Annotated in this window: 15 protein-coding genes; all 15 read left to right on the top strand. The window is 34.4% G+C overall.

What is annotated here, in order from left to right:
- The first annotated feature begins 16 nt into the window (after positions 1–16).
- The 15 genes from QZ576_RS06455 (at position 17) to QZ576_RS06385 (ending at position 17390) form a co-directional block, all read left to right on the top strand.
- Complete coding sequence (locus tag QZ576_RS06455; RefSeq protein WP_297095265.1) at positions 17–1159, top strand: HpcH/HpaI aldolase/citrate lyase family protein; 1143 nt, start codon at positions 17–19, stop codon at positions 1157–1159.
- A gap of 101 nt (positions 1160–1260) precedes the next feature.
- A complete protein-coding gene (locus QZ576_RS06450; RefSeq protein WP_297095263.1) occupies positions 1261–2211 on the top strand; it encodes an aldo/keto reductase in 951 nt (316 codons plus the stop codon).
- A 1-nt stretch (position 2212) separates the two neighbouring features.
- Complete coding sequence (locus QZ576_RS06445) at positions 2213–3556, top strand: MmgE/PrpD family protein (protein ID WP_297095262.1); 1344 nt, start codon at positions 2213–2215, stop codon at positions 3554–3556.
- Positions 3557–3575: 19 nt separating this feature from the next.
- Positions 3576–4712 carry a phosphonopyruvate decarboxylase gene (aepY, locus tag QZ576_RS06440; RefSeq protein ID WP_297095260.1) on the top strand — a complete coding sequence of 379 codons (1137 nt, stop codon included), beginning with the start codon at positions 3576–3578 and terminating at the stop codon, positions 4710–4712.
- A 4-nt stretch (positions 4713–4716) separates the two neighbouring features.
- Positions 4717–5958 carry an ATP-grasp domain-containing protein gene (locus tag QZ576_RS06435; protein WP_297095259.1) on the top strand — a complete coding sequence of 414 codons (1242 nt, stop codon included), beginning with the start codon at positions 4717–4719 and terminating at the stop codon, positions 5956–5958.
- Between the two features lie 11 nt (positions 5959–5969).
- A complete protein-coding gene (locus QZ576_RS06430) occupies positions 5970–6482 on the top strand; it encodes a fumarate hydratase C-terminal domain-containing protein (RefSeq protein ID WP_297095257.1) in 513 nt (170 codons plus the stop codon).
- The gene (locus QZ576_RS06425) at positions 6472–7329 is read left to right on the top strand and encodes a fumarate hydratase (protein ID WP_297095255.1); all 858 of its coding nucleotides are present in this window, start codon (positions 6472–6474) and stop codon (positions 7327–7329) included. Before QZ576_RS06430 ends, QZ576_RS06425 begins: the two co-directional genes overlap by 11 nt.
- Positions 7330–7340: 11 nt before the next feature.
- Positions 7341–8378, top strand: a complete 1038-nt coding sequence (locus QZ576_RS06420) for a glycosyltransferase (protein WP_297095253.1) — start codon at positions 7341–7343, stop codon at positions 8376–8378.
- Between the two features lie 18 nt (positions 8379–8396).
- Entirely contained in the window at positions 8397–9389 is a 993-nt protein-coding gene (locus tag QZ576_RS06415) for an EpsG family protein (protein ID WP_297095251.1), read from the top strand.
- Positions 9390–9488: 99 nt separating this feature from the next.
- Positions 9489–10298, top strand: coding sequence for a glycosyltransferase (locus QZ576_RS06410; RefSeq protein ID WP_297095249.1), 810 nt, complete (start codon positions 9489–9491; stop codon positions 10296–10298).
- A gap of 13 nt (positions 10299–10311) precedes the next feature.
- Positions 10312–11334, top strand: a complete 1023-nt coding sequence (locus tag QZ576_RS06405) for a glycosyltransferase (protein ID WP_297095247.1) — start codon at positions 10312–10314, stop codon at positions 11332–11334.
- Positions 11335–11346: 12 nt separating this feature from the next.
- Positions 11347–12474, top strand: a complete 1128-nt coding sequence (locus tag QZ576_RS06400) for a glycosyltransferase family 4 protein (RefSeq protein ID WP_297095245.1) — start codon at positions 11347–11349, stop codon at positions 12472–12474.
- 533 nt (positions 12475–13007) lie between these two features.
- Complete coding sequence (locus QZ576_RS06395; RefSeq protein WP_297095242.1) at positions 13008–13862, top strand: glycosyltransferase family 2 protein; 855 nt, start codon at positions 13008–13010, stop codon at positions 13860–13862.
- 252 nt (positions 13863–14114) lie between these two features.
- The gene (locus QZ576_RS06390) at positions 14115–15602 is read left to right on the top strand and encodes a flippase (RefSeq protein WP_297095241.1); all 1488 of its coding nucleotides are present in this window, start codon (positions 14115–14117) and stop codon (positions 15600–15602) included.
- A 219-nt stretch (positions 15603–15821) separates the two neighbouring features.
- Complete coding sequence (locus QZ576_RS06385; protein WP_297095239.1) at positions 15822–17390, top strand: capsule assembly Wzi family protein; 1569 nt, start codon at positions 15822–15824, stop codon at positions 17388–17390.
- The last annotated feature ends 8 nt before the right edge of the window (positions 17391–17398 follow it).

Here is a 17398-nt window from a genome sequence, read left to right as displayed (position 1 = left end):
TCCCAAACTTAAAACTATGAGACACCATCGTTACAACAAAAATTACAATTTTGTTAAGGAGCCAGTTGAATTTGACAAAAATACAGAACGAAATTTCCTACAATATTGTTTGGGGGCTACATTGTACATGCCAGGAACAAAAGATATTCTGTCTAAAATATTAAACAAAGAACTTGTTGACATTACTTCCATGGTAATGTGTCTGGAAGATGCTATTCAGGAATCGGATTTAATTACTGCAGAAAAAAATATTATTCATCATCTTGAAAAAATTGGAGAGGCAGTAGAGAATAAGCTGCTCTCAATTGGTGATATTCCCTTGATATTTATCAGAATTAGAGATCTTGGTCAATTTCAGCATTTTTCGCAACAAATATCACGAAAACAGATAAGAATCTTAACAGGCTTTGTATTCCCAAAATTTTATAGTCAAAATGCAATTGAATACCTAAAAGAAGTTGAATTCCTATCCAGAAAACATGATGCCAAGCTATATAGCATGCCAATTCTTGAAGGAAAAACTATAGCTTATCAAGAATCCCGAAGAGAAGAATTGAAAGCGTTAAAAGATATTTTATACCCGTTTAAAGAGCAAATACTGAATATAAGAGTTGGAGGTACCGACTTTTCATCCCTATTCGGAGTAAGAAGGGGAATTAACTATTCTATCTACGACATCCTTACCGTAAGAGATTGTTTGGCCGACATCCTTAATTTTTTTAATCGTGCTGAAGACGATTATTTAATTTCGGCACCTGTTTGGGAATACTTCTTAGCATATAAAGCAGATAATATTAGAAAATTTCTTAACGATGATATCCACAGATCGTTAACCAATAGAACGCCAATATTAAATGATGCCATAGATGGCTTACTCCGAGAAGTTATTATTGATAAAGCCAACGGATTTGTTGGTAAAACGATTATTCATCCTTCCCACGCGCGATTTGTGAATGCAATGCAATGCGTAACTCAAGAGGCTTATGAAGATGCGATGCAAATTATAAACTCTGAAGGTGGAGTAATAAAAAGTGCTCAATCAAATAAAATGAATGAAATAAACCCACACCGCAGTTGGGCGAACCAAACAATATCAAGAGCAAATGCATATGGTGTTATAGAGAATGACCTCTCATACTTAAAAATAATTGCAGGATAACACTAAAACAAGAAAAAACAAACATGTGCAAAATTACCATTTAAGGGTATGATTAAACACATGCTTGAACGATTACAAATGAAACATTACAATTACAAAGCATGAAATTGATATTCGGCACAATGACTTTTGGCCCACAAGTTGATTTAACCACAAGTCAGAAAATGGTTGATATTTTTTTATCAACAGGAAACAAAGAGCTTGATTCTGCATTTGTATATAACAACGGCGAAACTGAGAAAATTTTAGGTTCGTATCTAAATAATATACCTAAAGAAAAGTACTCCATTGCAACGAAAGTACACCCACGTATTACGGGTAAACTTGACGGAGATGCTATAGACTTGCAATTCAATGAATCATTGCGTAGAATGAATCGCAACTCAGTTGACATCTTATATTTTCATTTTCCCGACAATGTTACACCAGTTGAAAAAGCACTCGAAAAATGTGCTGTATTATATGAAAGCGGAAAATTTAAGGAATTGGGATTAAGCAATTTCCCATCTTGGATGGTTGTAGACATATGGCATTTATGTGAGAAAATTGGTTGTCCTAAACCTTCAATTTACCAAGGCATGTACAATGGTTTGTGCCGAAATGTTGAACCAGAACTATTTCCTGCTTTGCGCAAATTAGGAATGAGGTTTTATGCTTTTAATCCACTTGCAGGAGGTATGTTGACAGGAAAACATTTAAACTTTAATGAAAAACCTCAACCTGGACGCTTTGCTCGTCTTAAAAGCTATCGAAATAGATATTGGAAAGAAAATTATTTCAATGCTGTTAACCTTTTAAAGAAACAATGTGACATTTTTGATATCGCATTGGCTGAAGCAGCATATCGTTGGTTAGTAAACCATTCCGAATTAAATTCAGAATATGGTGATGGAATTATAATTGGAGCTTCAAATTTGCCCCAACTGCAAAAAAACATTCAAGCAGCAACTCAACCAGAACTGCCAGAAGAAATCAAAAATGCATTTGATGAAGCATGGTCAAAAGTAATTTTAGACAGTCCTGATTATTATAAATATTTTACCAAACTTTAAAATGGAGAAAAATATTACAAATTTATTCATTGATGAAATAATTTCTTTAAAACAAACTAACTTCACTAGCAACACCATACATTGTTTTAAAAGATGCTTTATAGACTATTTAGGTGCGACATATGCTGGAGCAAAAATGAATAAGACAAAAGCTAATCGATATCTAGACTTAGCGAATAGCAATGGTAATGACTGCACACTGTTAGGTTCTTCGCAAAAAGTTGATGTAAATACAGCATCATATGTTAATGGATTAAATAGTCACATAGCAGAATTAGATGACGGAGTAATATCTGGGATTATTCATCCAGGAGCCCCTGTCTTTTCAGCATTACTGCCAATTGTCGAAAAACATTCAGTATGTATTTCAAAGTTTATAATCGCTGGTATTATTGGATATGAAGTGGCAGTCAGGTTAGCAGATGCGATTCAACCATCTCATAAATCTATTGGCTATCATGCCACCGGCACATGCGGAACTATTGGGGCAGCAATATCAATTGCAATTGCTCTTGACCTTGATCGTACACAATTAAAACATGCTTTCTCAACGGCAGCATTATCTTCATACGGTACTTTAAAAGTATTAGAAGACGATTCAGAGTTAAAACCATTTAATGTAGCGAAAGCATCAAACAATGGTCTGATCGCCGCTTACAGTTCATTATCTGGATTTAAAGGCCCTGAAGATGTTCTTGGAGGAGAAAGGGGATGGTTCGCTTTAATGTCTAAAGAATACAATACTGAGGTTTTATTTGAAAAAGTGGAAGATAAATTTGGTGTAGAAAGAGCTTACTATAAGCCTTATGCTTCATGTCGTTACACTCATCCAAGTATAGATGCAGCCATTAAGCTTCGAAAAAATATAAATACTGAAGATATCCTAAGTGTAAAGATAGAAACATATTATTGGGCCGTTTACAAACATGACCATACTAAGTTGCCAAATGTTTCCTCTGCAAAAATGAGCATACCTTTTAGTTTTGCGTTAGCATTTGTTATTGGGAAAGCTGACATCAATCAATTCTCGGAAAGCAACATTGAAAATACCGATATAAAAACATTGACATCAAAAATTACGGTAATTGCAAAAGAAGAATACACTCAATTATTTCCACAAAAAAGTGTTGCATTTGTTGAGGTTACATTAAATAGTGGCCAAACGTTATCAGAATTTATTGAGTTTGCCAAAGGAGAACCAGAAAACCCCTTAAGCGATAAAGAAATATCTGATAAATTTATATCACTTTCTGAATATGGTCTAGTAGATCAAGATATCATAAAGAGTCAGCTCAATAATATTTGGAATCAAAGTATAAATGACAATTCAATATTTACGCTTTAAACTTTAACACGAAAAACACATGATAGATATCCGAAAATTTATATCAGAACTTAGAGTTCAAGGAATTGAATTTATAACCGGTGTCCCAGATACACTTTTAAATGACTTTTGTTTAAATATAGAAGAGAGTTGGGATAAGGACAAACATGTAATAGCAGCAAATGAAGGAAACTCGATCGGTTTAGCTGCTGGATACCATGTTTCGACTAATACCATACCATTTGTATACATGCAAAACTCGGGAATAGGAAATTGCGTTAATCCCCTACTCTCTTTAACCGAAAAAAATGTTTATTCTATTCCGATGATCCTACTGATAGGATGGAGAGGTGAACCTGGTATAAAAGATCATCCACAGCATACAAAACAAGGAGAATTGACAATTACCTCATTAGAGGCTATGGGAGTGCAATGCAAAGTTGTTGAAAATGATGATGACAAGGCTATCGAAGATTTAAAGTGGGCTGTTGATACAGCTAGAAAAACCAGTCATCCAGTTGCATTAATTGCACGAAAGGGGGTATTCCATAAAGCGGAGAAATCTGGTTTTAATAAAGATGATAGATATGAATTATCAAGAGAGGATGCCATTAAAGTTGTTGTTGAAAATGTTCCTAAAAACACGCTCTTTGTGGCTTCTACGGGGCGCTCGACCAGAGAGTTATTTGAAGTAAGAAATATTCTGGGCCAATCGCATAAACACGATTTCTTAAATGTAGGAGCTATGGGACACACTTCTTCAATTGCCTTAGGTTTAGCTATAGCAAATAAAGATAGGTTAGTTGTTTGTATTGATGGAGATTCGTCAACAATTATGCATCTAGGAGCAATGACCACCATGGGCAAAGTAAGCCCAAAAAATTTGTTACACATTGTATTAAACAACGGTGTTCATGAATCTGTTGGTGGGCAAAAATCTGCAGGTCAGATGATAAACCTAACAGAAATTGCCAAGAATTGCGGATATAAAAATACATTAGATTCATATATCGCCAAAAAGCAGGAATTGATTACAACGATTACCTCATTTTTAAACATTGATGGACCAAATTTCATTGATTTTCATATACAGAAAGGAATAAGAAAAGATATGCCACCATTAAAATTTAGTCACCTTAAAGCAAAAAATGAGTTTATGAATAACATTTTAAAGTAAACTTATGGTTAACGAAAAAGATAACGCGATTGTTCTTGGAGGAACTTTTCCTCATAAGTTACTAATAACAAAGCTAAAACAAAGGGGCTACTTTGTTATTTTGGTAGATTACCTACCTAATCCCTCAGCAAAAAACGATGCAGATATACACCTGCAAGAAAGTACATTAGATAAAGAGAAGGTTCTTTCTATTGCAATAGAATATAACGTAAAACTTGTTATTAGCGTTTGTGTAGATCAAGCAAATGTTACAGCGTGTTACGTAGCTGAAAAACTAGGATTGCCACATCCATACACATATGAAGTGTCAAAAACCGTTACCGACAAAAAAGCGATGAAAGATATAATGGTAAAGAACAATATACCAACATCGAAATACAATGTTGTCGACAAAGTTGACATCGAAAATCTTGATTTGTCTTATCCTTTAATAGTTAAGCCTGTTGATTCTAATAGTTCAAAAGGAGTAAGAAGAGCAAATAATGACCAAGAATTGGAAAAATACCTGCGAAGTGCATTAGAGATTAGTAGAGATGGTCGTGCTATTATCGAAGAATATAAAATTGGTAGGGAAATAGGTTTTGATTGTTTAATACAAAGTGGAGAAGTTATTTATTTAATGTCTCGCGAACGAAGAAAAATGATTCTTAATGAGAAGAATCCAATACAGCAAATACAAGGATCATTTTGGCCCGCAAACTTAACAGATGATATAATCGAAAAATTTATGATAATCGCCAAACAGATTTCGGATTCTTTTGGTTTAGCTCATACTACATTAATGATTCAAGCAATTGTTAATGGCAATGATATAAGTGTCATTGAATTTGGTGCGAGAATTGGAGGAGGCGAAAACTATAAGATTGTAGAACTATTAACGGGATATGACATAATAGAAGCCGGAATTAATTCTTTCTTCCACCGTCAAATGGAAACGAACTATGTGCAACCAACCGAATATATTTCTGACACATATATATACGTACAACCTAAAGTTTTGGGAGAAATAATTGGTTTCGAAAAAGCAAAAGAACAAAATCTTATTGAATACTCAAACATATATAAAGTTAAAGGAACACAGATAGGTAGAGACCTCTCCAGCAATAATAGAGTGGGTGCATTTATCGTAAAAGCTTCCTCAACCGAGAAGTGTGTTAACAATATAAATCAAGTTCTCGATATAATTGAGGTTTATGATGAGAAGGGCAACCCAATTATGTATAAAGACATATATTCAATCAATTAAAATGCAAGCAAATGATTAAAATTCAAACACCAATAACAAATTCAATAATTGAAAAATTAACCGTTGGTGATATGATTTCCATTTCTGGCTTCATTTATACCGGACGTGATGCGGTTTTACCCAAAATTGTTACTTTAATCGAAAACAATCAGATTCAAGCTTTAGAAATTAACCTCAAAGGTGCTGTTATTTTTCACACAGCGGTAAGCCCTGCTGGTGTTGGCCCAACATCAAGTAACAAGTTCGACATTGAAAGTAGTATACCTACTCTTTCAAAAGCTGGAGTAAAACTGCATTTAGGAAAAGGTGCGTTAAAACCTGAAACCATAGCAGAATTAAAAAAACACAATTCCGTATTTGCTGTTATTCCTCCCGTAACGGCACTTCTTAAAGATAAAACCATTAGTAAGAAAGTAGTGGCATTTCCAGAATTAGGAATGGAGGCATTACATTTGTTGGAGATTAAAGATTTTCCTGCAATTATTGCAGCGGTTAATGGTAAAAGTATTTACGATGAGCTATAAGAGTACAGAAATAATAAATAAAGTAAAAGAAACTTTAATCAGTGCAGGTTCCACATTCAGTGATGATAAGAAAGAGATCTATCGACAGGCTATTGAAAAAGAATCGCAACCAGTTGCAAAATGGGTACTTGAAAATACCTTAAAGAATGCACTTGCTGCTGAGATAAATCGCAGTCCGCTTTGCGATGATTCTGGTATTCCACATCTGTTTTTAGAAGTTGGCCCTAACAGTGAAGTTAGCGGGCAACTAATAGCCGATATTCATATGGGAATTTACCAAGGACTCAATGCTTTGCCTGGCCGCCCGATGGCAATAATGGGCAACGATTTTGAACGTATAGATCAATCTGGAGGTCTGAATGTCGATCCAGGAGCTATGCTCCCTTCTCCACTTATCATAAAACCAACTAAAGAAGATGTTCTTCGTTTACACGTTCTTATGCATGGAGGTGGTCCCGAAATAAGAGGAAAAACATTTCGTGTATTCCATAAACATAGTGTTTCGGTAGTAACCGACGAAATTATTGATTGGACAGTGGAAGCAGCAGGCAAATTAGGTTGTTCGCCAATTACCTTAGCGGTAGGAATTGGACGTTCGCACTTCGAAGCAAGTACACTTATGTTTGAAGCCATGGTGTTTGGAAAACATTCTATTCAGAGTGACATTGAAAAAGATATTACAAGCAGAGTTAATAAAAGTAATATTGGTTCTCTTGGATTAGGAGGAGATATTACGGCATTAAGTACTTTTCTAAAAGTTGGTCCACAACGCGCAAGTGGTGTCCGTATTGTTTCAATGCGCCCCTGTTGCAGTATAGAACCAAGAAAGGCAAGTGTAGTCCTGTAATAAACTTTTTTATGGCTTTATCACAAGAAGAAATACAGAAGAGAATTGATGAATCTTACGAGCTACCAAATAATGTTCTTAATGCTGTCCCTAAACCATTGGTAACTATAAGGACATCAACCTATCAACATGGCAAGTATATAAAAGACTGCATTGAGGGAGTATTGATGCAAAAAACAACTTTTCCTATCGAATTTATTATTGGGGAAGATTTTAGTACAGATGGAACTCGGGAGATCGTTTTTGATTATGCAAAAAAATATCCTGATATAATTCGAGTTTTAACAGCGGATTACAATGTGGGAAGTAAAGCAAATGGAAGAAGATGTATAAATGCTTCACGCGGTAAATATATGGCTATTTGCGAAGGTGACGACTATTGGATAGATCCATATAAATTGCAAAAGCAAGTTGATTTTTTGGATAATAATTCGGAGTATGGTTTGGTTGCAACTGATTTTAATATGCTTCACCAGAAGACGCAAAAAATGACCTATTCATTATTTAAAAATGAACCGGAAAGATTTCCTATTTATACAGAGCTGGAGGATTTTCTGCTTAATGCTGGCTTTATGGCTCCTTGCTCCTGGCTATTAAGAAGAGACTTATTACCAAAATCTATAACAAAATCTGTTGATGGTTCATTTGTGCTATTACTGGATTTTTTTTCAAAAAGTAAGGTTCACGTGCTACCAGATACAACAGTGGTTTATCGAAGAATAGAAGAAAGCGCAAGCCAATCAAAATCCAAACGCAAAAAGTATAAGAGAGAATTTGGAATATTGAATACGCAACTGGAGATTCATAAAAAATATAATCTCTCTGATGAACTAAAATTTAAGATTTTAAAAAAACATTATCATAAGGTATTACCGGCAGCTATTGTTCTGGATAGAAAAGAAGATATAGCAATGGCAAAAAAGTATTTGTATAATGATGGATTATTTTTTAGAGATAAGTTGCTTTTTATGACAGCTAAAATTCCTCTGGGGAATTATTTATTGAAATATGTTTATTGGGTAAAAGAATTTATTCAGAAAACAAATTAAGGTAGCTAAAACAAAAGAATGGATAACCAAAGAACGGTTAAATCACATACAACCGATAAGAGTGAAATCAATCCATATTTCATTGTTATATTGCTCTTAAGTGTTGCTGTTTATTTCTTGGCGCCTCATAGCGACGATTATTCAAATTATCAGCGTTCCTTTAATTATGGGGCGTCAAGCAGAATAGAACCAACATTTCTACTATTTACGTCAATAACTAAATTTATTGGAAGCGGTGTAATTATATTGTATCTATTATATTCAATAATTGCAGTTCCAATTAAACTAAAAGCGATTAAAGAATTAAGCCCGTACTTTGCGTATTCACTAATTCTTTACGTTGCCTATTTCTTTCTTTTACACGAAGTAACTCAAATTAGAGCAAGCGTTGCTGTTGCATTCTTTTTATTTAGTATTAAACCACTTTATGATAGAAGCTTTAAACAATTCATATTTCTGACGTTTTGTGCTGTTCTTTTCCATTATTCGGCATTTATGTTGATCCCATTATGGTTCATAAAACCTCAGAAACTGAATAAAGCATTTTACCTGGTATTAATACCAATTTCATACATTATTGCGGGAAGTGGCTTGTCTTTAACCTATTTAATCTCGTTTGTACCTATTCCTGAGATTCAAATTCTACTAGAACATCATTCCTATGCCATGGAACAAGGAATTGGTGATAAGATAAATATTTACAACCTTTTACAGTTATTTCGTTGCATTATTTGTGGCATTCTTATTCTCTTGTCAGACAAAATTGTTGTCAAAAACAAGTATGCGTTTATATTATTAAAGTTATATACAATTAGTGTAGTAACCGTTGTTTTATTTCACGATTTACCAGTTGTTAGTTTCCGAATCAGTGAGTTTTTAGGTGTTGTTGAAGTACTAGTTTTACCATTTCTATTATACTTCTTCAAGCAAAAGATAATTGTATTTTCTCCTTTTGTTCTGCTTTTCTTATATCACAGTTTGTACAATCTAAATCTTCTCAATATTTTTTAATCATTGCTAAATATGAGAAAAAAGGAGAAAGTAAATGCACACAATATATGCATTATAATAGTTCTATATCATCCTTCAATTGAACAAAACAAGCTGTTATTGAATAATATAAAGAGTGGAGATTCAATGATCATTGTTATTGATAATACTCCTGATTTAATCAATGAAGAATTGCAATCTTATTCTCGAGTTCATAAAAATATTTTATATTCTCCATTACGTGAAAATAGAGGAATTGCCGAAGCACAAAACATTGGAATAAAAAAAGCAAAAAGAATAGAAGGAATTACTCATATTCTTTTTTTAGATCAAGACTCCAGAATCAGAAAAGATTTTCCATTGAAAATGATTGAAGAATATGATAAAGTTATCAATCAAGTACCCAAATTAGCTGCCATTGGACCAACCCCAATAAACATAGTTAGCAATACGCCATATAAACAAGAAAAAAATACACCAGATAATAAAGAATTGGATTATCATTTCGCATCAAAGTTAATTAGTTCCGGAATGTTAATTAGCTTGAAAACAATAGAGGATGTAGGAATGATGGACAGTTCACTTTTTATTGATACAGTTGATTTTGAATGGTGTTGGAGAGCAAATGCAAAAGGTTATAAATGTTGTATGACAAATCGAGTAGAAATGCTACATAAAGTTGGAGAAAAAGATTATTCATTATTTGGTTATAAGATTTTACTTTCATCTCCCTCTAGGTATTACTACCAGTACCGTAATTTAATTATTTTATTAAAACGCAATTACGTACCTATTAATTGGAAATTTAAAAATATACTGAAAAAGATTTTCTTTTTAGTTTATATTCCCCTCGTTGCACCTAATAGTAAAAAAATTATTTCGAATATGATACAGGGCATTAAAGATGGTTTTATCTATTCAACACATTAACCTGTTATACCTAATGGCATTAATATTTTTCCCAAAATACCACCAGGAAGGACCTTCATCGAGGTATCGGACATATAAATACTTGGAATACTTTAAAGAGAAAAAATTGGATTATCAGTATTTTCCTTTCTTTTACAATGGCTATGTACGCGACTTATATAAATCTGATAAGTCTTTTGTAAGAGTTATTACTTCCTATCTTAAAAGATTAATAAAACTATTTAGAGTAAATAAGAAAAATAATTTTCTTGTTATTGAAAAAGAGTTGTTTCCTGGAATTCCATATTTAATTGAAAAATTATTCTTAAAAAAAGGACAGTACAGTATTGATTATGATGATGCGGTATTTTTAAAATACTCAAAAATACCTTTCTTACGCGAAAAGCATATAAAACTTTGCAAAAATGCCAAGTTTGTTACTTGTGGAAATAAATGGTATTTCAAACAGCTTCCAGACGCTAACTGTTATTTTTTACCAACCGTGATCGATACTCCTTGTGACAACTTTAAACATGTAAATACAAACCAAAAATTAATTATTTGCTGGATAGGTACACCAAGTAATATAAATTATTTAAAAGATTTAGTACCTGTTTTTAGATCGTTACAGAATAAGGGTTTAAAATTTAAATTGCGAGTAATAGGATGTTACCTAAATGATCCTGATATTGATATTGAAAATCTAGCCTGGTCTGAAGAAAAAGAATTTGACTACCTAAGATCAAGTGATATTGGAATAATGCCACTTTTTAATTCAGATTGGGAAAATGGTAAATGCGGATTTAAATTACTCCAATATATGTCTGCCAAACTTCCAGTAATAGGAAGCCCATCTGCTGCTAATTCGGAGATTATAAAACATAATAAAAATGGGTTTCTTGCAAAAACCCATTCAGAGTGGGAGCATTACCTTTCAATATTGTATTCAAATAAGGAGCTGAGAATAAATTTTGGAAATGCGGGGTTCGATCTGGTATCTACTGACTATTCTTTTTCTAAATGGAAAAAGAAATATTACTCGATGTTAACAAAATAGTTATTAGAAAACATGAAAACGGTTGCCATTCTTCTAAATACCTCATGGTATATATATAATTTCAGAAAAAATCTAATAATGGAATTACAGAGACAAGGCTATAAAGTTGTTGCAATAGCTCCAACCGATGAATACTCTTCGAAATTAGAAGCACTCGGCTGTACATTCAATCATCTTGATATTGACTCAAAATTGAAAAATCCCATATACGATCTTGTATTACTACTTCGTATTCGAAAAGTTCTGGCAAAAATAAAACCAGATGTGCTTTTAAACTTTACCATTAAACCGAATGTTTACGGTTCCTTGGCAGCAAGAATCCAAGGCATTTCTTGCGTAAATAATGTCGCGGGCATGGGGACTTTGTTTTCCGATGGTTATTTTTCGAGAATAATTTTAAAGTTTCTTTTTAAAGTCTCGCAATATCGTGTGCAAACTGTTTTCTTTCAAAATCCCGATGATAAGAGAGAACTTACAGACTCAAACATTATCAAAAAAAGAAAAGCCAAACTTCTTCCGGGATCGGGCGTAAATCTCAATGAATTTCCATTTAGCCCTATGTCACAAAACGAGAATCAATCAATTAATTTTTTATTGGTTGCCCGAATGATTCGTACAAAAGGAATTGCAGAATTTGTGGAGGCAGGAAAGTTGTTAAAGCAAAAAGGATATAATAATTTCTATATCAGATTATTGGGAGAAATGGGAATTAATAATCCACATGCGATCAGTGAGCAGGAAATGAATGAGATATGTTCAAATGAATTTGTTACCTATCTTGGAAAAACAGATAACGTAAAACAATATTTGCAAAATTCTGAAGCAGTGGTTTTGCCATCGTATTACCGCGAAGGTACACCTAAAAGTCTTTTGGAGGCTCTTGCTATTGGCCGCCCGATAATTACGACAAATATGCCTGGCTGCAAAGAAACGGTTAAACATGGAGTGAACGGATATATCTGTGTTCCTAAATCAGCCTCTGATTTAGCAGAAAAAATGGAAGCTTATTTGAATCTTAAACCGAATCAAAGGTTGCAAATGGGAATACAATCAAGAAAACTCGCAGAATCAAAATTTGATGAACAAATTGTTATTAATGCTTATCTCGAGGCTATAAGTAAGGCAGTGAAGACAGACTAAATGTTGTTACGCCAGTGCATTTCTAAATTCAAAGCTATCGTATATGACCAACTGGGATTAGCATGTTAGAAGAGTAGTTATTAAAAAAAGTTAGAAACATTGGAAGATTTTCCTTTTTCGAGAACAGTTAACAAACCTAAAAGATATGGAGTTCGACATTAATCAATTAAAAAAGATTGACTATATGCATCAAAATAAGTTAGAAGTATGTTTGGAATTTAATGCAGAGGATTATGTGTATAAAAACAACTTCAGTCAGAAACGTTAAAAAAAAGAAATTTATGTTTTCTTCGACTCTTTAGATGATCATTCGAAAAACATACAAATACACGGATATGAAATCGAGAGAAAGCGAACTCCGAGCGATAATCCTAGCCAGTTATTTTTTTCCTAATCTTATTAACTCCAATTTTCAAGATCAAGTTAAAACTTACATCCATCTATATCTATGTAATTACTATAAATGTATAGCAATCATTATAAAAGGACCCCAAATAAAAAACACAATTTTAGAACGATAAACCAGACTAAAGATGATTATTACAGCCAGTATTGTACTATATAAAACATCGATGGCAGAATTGGAAAAAGTTTGTCAGTCATTGTTTCAGGACGACACCTTTTCAAAAGTTATTATTGTTGATAATTCGCCCGATGACCGGCTAAAAAATATTATTCCCGACAAAAAAGTTGAATATATTTTTAATGGAAGAAATATTGGTTATGGCGCAGCTCACAATATTGCCATACGAAAAATAATCGATCAATCGGACTACCACCTGGCATTAAACACCGATATATTTTTTTCGGCCAATGTTATTCCCAAATTAGTTGAATACCTTAACGAACATCGCAAAGTTGGACTTGTTCTGCCGAAAGTACTAAATTTGAGGGGCGAAGTTCAACATTTAGCTAAGCTCTTACCTACTCCGTCCAATTTATTAATTCGTTTGTTTTTGCCTAAGAATATCCTAAAGAAAAAACGAACCAAATACCAATTAGCATTTAACGGCTACAATACTACCATGGAAGCACCATGCCTATCGGGCTGTTTTATGTTTTTTCGTGTAGAAGCACTAAAGGAGGTAGGACTATTCGACGAACGCTATTTTCTTTATGCTGAAGACTTTGATTTATCACGACGGATTCATGAGAAATACCAAACTATATATTATCCAAAAGTATCCATTACTCATTATCACCACCGGCATTCATACAAAAGTGGCCGTATGATGCTGGTTCATATGATAAATACCATTCGCTACTTTAACAAATGGGGATGGTTTTTCGATCGAAATAGAAGAAAAACAAATAAACGGGTATTAAAAGAATTGGAATACAAACTCAGTAAGAAAGAAATAAGTAAACACAAAACAACGGTTGAATAATACAAACTGTTTTGCATCAGCCTTAATTACAACCGAGTGAATTCTGTAGTGTGGACATCCTGTAAATCTGTGCAACAAATTATATCGATAAGAAAGCACTATTAGCTATATGTTATGTTATAAGAATAACTAAGCAAACACGCAAAAGAATTCGCGCAGCAGCAAGCACTATTTATTGTCAGTGTCAAGAACGTCACCCTGAACTTGTTTCAGGGTCTCTTATAAAATTCTCTTTACGCCTAATTCTAAGTTTTGCAAAAAACTGTATCTATAAAAAGGAATTTATTTCACAATAGTTTGCTCCTACTAAGTAACTTATTGTTTCCATTCATTAGTTTTTCCTATGCATCGCGAGTGTTGGGTCCTGAGGCTTTTGGTAAAATTCAGTTCATTTTGGTTTTTGCCCAGTATTTTGTTTTGTTGGCTGCCATTGGAATTCCCATTTACGGGGTACGTGAAATTGCTAAAATTCGTAACGATAAAACTCAAATCAGTAGAACTGTTTCCGAACTGGTTCTTTTGAACGGATTTAGTTCTCTACTTTTGTTTTTCATATATCTCGGAACTCTTTTTGTGGTTCCCCGATTTCAGGAGGATATTCAGCTATACCTCCTTGGTGGTTTATTAGTTATAAGCGCCTTCTCCAACCTCGATTGGTATTATAATGGCATGGAGCAATTTCGCTTTTTATCCATGCGCTCCATAAGTATAAAGGCACTCTCCTTAGTAGCTCTATTCATTTTAGTTAAAACAAAAGAAGACCTGCTGACTTATTTTGGCGTGGTTATTTTTTCAATTTTAGCCAATCATTTATGGAACTTGTGGGGAATCCGAAATATCATATCCCTGCGTTTCAATGAACTGAAAATCAAACGGCACCTTCCGGCATTACTAACTCTGCTTGGAACTTCGGTTTCCATTAGTATATATTCAGTGGTTGATACCTTGTTGCTTGGGTTTCTGGCTGACGATACTTCGGTAGGACTTTATACTGCGGCGTTAAAAATTAATAAAATTACCATTCCTGTTTTAATTGCACTGGGTACAGTATTGATTCCCCGTATAACACAAAGCCTTGAAAGCAACGACAAGACTCAGGTAAATAATTTGATTAATAAATCCTTTGCTTTTACGTGCTTAATTGGTGTACCCATCAGTTTCGGACTCTTTCTATTTGCCAGGGAGTTTATACTTTCCATTTCAGGATATGAATTTGCCAATGCAGTATTAACCATGAAAATAAGTGCACCTTTAGCGTTAATAATAGGGATTGCTCATATTTTTGGCTTTCAATTGCTAATTCCGGCCGGTTACGAACGAAAATACCTTTGGGCAACACTGGTAGGGATGGGACTGAGCATTGGGCTAAACTTGTTACTTATTGGCAGCCTTAAAGACAAAGGTGCAGCCATTGCTACTCTATCAAGCGAAATTGTGGTTACCGCGATCGCTGGGTATTTTGCGTATAAACTTATAAGATTCAAAATAGAGTGGAGACTGTTAGTAAAAGCAATTGTAACCTGTTTTCTTTTTATTCCTATTGCTTATGGGGTACGTTCAATTTCTGAAAATGAAATTATCTGCCTCCTCATTGCAATTCCATTTAGTGCATTGGTATATTTTAGCATTCAGAGCCGGGTATTTAAAAACCCGTTACTTGGCGAAGCTTATGTCTTTGCAAAGAACAAAGGATGGATACCAGCCATTTTTATTAAAAAGCAAACTCAAAATAATTTATAATAAATGCCCTGGAGAAATTACCTTTTAGTGTTTTTAATCTTTCTTGTTACAGAACAAGTTTGGGCGCAAGCACTTTCAAGCAATTTTGACAATCTGGAGGATTATTACCGCAGAGAGCAATTGCTCGGGAATATTAAACCTGATCATTCCTTTACAGCCTATCCCCTCTTTCCCACAGAGGCTTTCGGAGTGAAAGATTCACACAAACCTGATAGCACAATGAAACGGTTTTTTAATGGTGATGATAAAAACTTTTTTGAAAAACAGTTGACTTCAGGGCTTTCGTTAGAACTGCTTCCATTGGTTTGGATGAACCAATACAACTCTCACCACCCGGAAGACTGGAATGATGGCGCAATGATTCCAGCCAAAGGATATCAAACCCTCGTTAGTGGTGGGCTCTATTTTAATTATACATTACGCAATAATCTTCCTTCTCTAACTGTTAAAATCCAACCTGAATATGTCTATGCCACTAATCCTGTGTATGATGGTTTCCCACTAACCCGGGAAAATCCTGAATTGTCAATTTTAAGATGGGCACAGTATTATTTTCATACCTTAAATTACATTGACCAGCCGGAACGTTTCGGAGAAGATCCTTACAATGAATTTACCTGGGGCCAAAGCAGTATTCGTTTGAACTATAAATCCATTTCCTTAGGCGTCTCCAACGAAAATCTCTGGTGGGGCCCCGGTAGGCGAAATAGCCTTTTAATGACCAACACTGCACCTGGCTTCCGCCATTTTACCCTGAATACCATCAGTCCAATTCGAACTCCGGTAGGATCTTTTGAAGGGCAAATTGTAACGGGGACACTAAAAGCTTCGGGCTACCCTCCTCCAAATACCGATGTAAAAGACCACAATGGCATGCATTTTTATTCGCCAAAACGACAGGACAACCGTTATTTTAATGGAATGATACTGTCGTATAATCCGAAATGGATTGATGGCTTACATCTGGGGCTAATACGTAGTTTCCAGATGTATAAAAAAGATATGGATAACTCATTTGATGCCTATCTCCCCGTCTTTAGTTCATTCAGAGAAAAGAAATTACAAGAACAAGCCGAAGATACCGAGGAAGGCGAATTAAGTAACCACCAAAAAAGAGAATCGTACTACTCGTTTTTTATGCGTTACGTTTGGCCCGAGGCACATGTTGAAATTTATGCAGAATATGGCTTCGCTGACAATCATTGGGATAGAAGAGATTTTATTGTTGAAATGGAACATTCCAGTGCTTATAATTTGGGATTCAGAAAATTATTGGAGCTCCCATCTGCCAAAAATGAAGTCATTCAGGTTGGAATGGAAATCACTCGTTTGGCCAAAAATCCAGAATCGGTGTTAAGAGGGGCACAGGATACCTATCAACAAGGAAGCAAAACCTGGTACACCGGAGTTGGTATTCGACAGGGGTATACACACAAAGGACAATTATTGGGAGCAGGAATTGGCCCGGGCAGTAATTTACTGAGTTTAAATGTAGGCTGGAATAGAGGATTGAAAGAAATTGGGTTACAGCTGGAAAGGTATGCCCACAACCAAGATTTCCACAATGAAACGATAAAAGATGTACGAATGCACTGGGTAGATTTGGCGGCAGCATTAAATGGTAGCTGGGACTATAAAAACCTGCTGTTTTCGCTAAACTTAAAATTTGTAGGTGCTAAAAATTACCAGTGGATCTACGACTTTAATCCAAACGAATACTGGGATAATAGTAGAGGAACAGATATTTTTAATTTCCATGGAAAACTGGGAATCATGTATCGTTTTTAGTTAAAACT

Origin of the sequence: uncultured Draconibacterium sp., assembly GCF_913060805.1 — a bacterium.
Taxonomy (GTDB): domain Bacteria; phylum Bacteroidota; class Bacteroidia; order Bacteroidales; family Prolixibacteraceae; genus Draconibacterium.
This window is presented reverse-complemented; position numbering and strand designations above follow the sequence as displayed.